1 rRNA gene is annotated in these 2579 nt (G+C 53.2%); it reads left to right on the forward strand.

Annotation, left to right across the window (positions count from 1 at the left end):
* A 23S ribosomal RNA gene (locus tag F3J38_RS27655) occupies positions 1–2559 on the forward strand; the annotation flags it as partial.
* Positions 2560–2579 lie beyond the last annotated feature (20 nt).

Genomic DNA, 2579 nt, shown 5'->3' on the forward strand with positions numbered 1-2579 from the left:
CACACCTTCTGTGAGTTCGAAGAGTAGGGCGGGACACGTGGTATCCTGTCTGAATATGGGGGGACCATCCTCCAAGGCTAAATACTCCTGACTGACCGATAGTGAACCAGTACCGTGAGGGAAAGGCGAAAAGAACCCCGGCGAGGGGAGTGAAACAGAACCTGAAACCGTGTACGTACAAGCAGTGGGAGCCTGATTTGTCAGGTGACTGCGTACCTTTTGTATAATGGGTCAGCGACTTATATTCTGTAGCAAGGTTAACCGTATAGGGGAGCCGCAGGGAAACCGAGTCTTAACTGGGCGTTAAGTTGCAGGGTATAGACCCGAAACCCGGTGATCTAGCCATGGGCAGGTTGAAGGTTGGGTAACACTAACTGGAGGACCGAACCGACTAATGTTGAAAAATTAGCGGATGACTTGTGGCTGGGGGTGAAAGGCCAATCAAACCGGGAGATAGCTGGTTCTCCCCGAAAGCTATTTAGGTAGCGCCTCGTGAACTCATCTCCGGGGGTAGAGCACTGTTTCGGCTAGGGGGCCATCCCGGCTTACCAACCCGATGCAAACTGCGAATACCGGAGAATGTTATCACGGGAGACACACGGCGGGTGCTAACGTCCGTCGTGAAGAGGGAAACAACCCAGACCGCCAGCTAAGGTCCCAAAGTCATGGTTAAGTGGGAAACGATGTGGGAAGGCACAGACAGCCAGGATGTTGGCTTAGAAGCAGCCATCATTTAAAGAAAGCGTAATAGCTCACTGGTCGAGTCGGCCTGCGCGGAAGATGTAACGGGGCTAAACCATGCACCGAAGCTGCGGCAGCGACACTATGTGTTGTTGGGTAGGGGAGCGTTCTGTAAGCCGTTGAAGGTGAACTGTGAGGTTTGCTGGAGGTATCAGAAGTGCGAATGCTGACATAAGTAACGATAAAGCGGGTGAAAAGCCCGCTCGCCGGAAGACCAAGGGTTCCTGTTCAACGTTAATCGGAGCAGGGTGAGTCGACCCCTAAGGCGAGGCTGAAAAGCGTAGTCGATGGGAAGCAGGTTAATATTCCTGCACTTGGTGTTACTGCGAAGGGGGGACGGAGAAGGCTAGGTTATCCGGGCGACGGTTGTCCCGGTTTAAGCATGTAGGCGGAGAGTTTAGGTAAATCCGGACTCTTTTTAACGCTGAGGTGTGATGACGAGCCACTACGGTGGTGAAGTAACTGATGCCCTGCTTCCAGGAAAAGCCTCTAAGCTCCAGGTAACACGAAATCGTACCCCAAACCGACACAGGTGGTCAGGTAGAGAATACCAAGGCGCTTGAGAGAACTCGGGTGAAGGAACTAGGCAAAATGGTGCCGTAACTTCGGGAGAAGGCACGCTGTCGGTAAGTGAAGTCCCTCGCGGACGGAGCTGAAGGCAGTCGAAGATACCAGCTGGCTGCAACTGTTTATTAAAAACACAGCACTGTGCAAACACGAAAGTGGACGTATACGGTGTGACGCCTGCCCGGTGCCGGAAGGTTAATTGATGGGGTTATCCGCAAGGAGAAGCTCTTGATCGAAGCCCCGGTAAACGGCGGCCGTAACTATAACGGTCCTAAGGTAGCGAAATTCCTTGTCGGGTAAGTTCCGACCTGCACGAATGGCGTAATGATGGCCAGGCTGTCTCCACCCGAGACTCAGTGAAATTGAAATCGCTGTGAAGATGCAGTGTACCCGCGGCAAGACGGAAAGACCCCGTGAACCTTTACTATAGCTTGACACTGAACATTGAGCCTTGATGTGTAGGATAGGTGGGAGGCTTTGAAGCGTGGACGCCAGTCTGCGTGGAGCCAACCTTGAAATACCACCCTTTAATGTTTGATGTTCTAACGTAGACCCGTAATCCGGGTTGCGGACAGTGTCTGGTGGGTAGTTTGACTGGGGCGGTCTCCTCCCAAAGAGTAACGGAGGAGCACGAAGGTTGGCTAATCCTGGTCGGACATCAGGAGGTTAGTGCAATGGCATAAGCCAGCTTGACTGCGAGAGTGACGGCTCGAGCAGGTGCGAAAGCAGGTCATAGTGATCCGGTGGTTCTGAATGGAAGGGCCATCGCTCAACGGATAAAAGGTACTCCGGGGATAACAGGCTGATACCGCCCAAGAGTTCATATCGACGGCGGTGTTTGGCACCTCGATGTCGGCTCATCACATCCTGGGGCTGAAGTAGGTCCCAAGGGTACGGCTGTTCGCCGTTTAAAGTGGTACGCGAGCTGGGTTTAGAACGTCGTGAGACAGTTCGGTCCCTATCTGCCGTGGGCGCTGGAGAATTGAGGGGGGTTGCTCCTAGTACGAGAGGACCGGAGTGAACGCACCACTGGTGTTCGGGTTGTCATGCCAATGGCATTGCCCGGTAGCTAAGTGCGGAAAAGATAAGTGCTGAAAGCATCTAAGCACGAAACTTGCCCCGAGATGAGTTCTCCCTGACTCCCTGAGAGTCCTGAAGGGACGTTGAAGACGACGACGTTGATAGGCCGGATGTGTAAGTGCAGCGATGCATTGAGCTAACCGGTACTAATGACCCGTGAGGCTTAACCTTACAACGCCAGAGGCGTTTTT

The organism is Candidatus Pantoea formicae (genome assembly GCF_011752625.1).
Lineage (GTDB): Bacteria > Pseudomonadota > Gammaproteobacteria > Enterobacterales > Enterobacteriaceae > Pantoea > Pantoea formicae.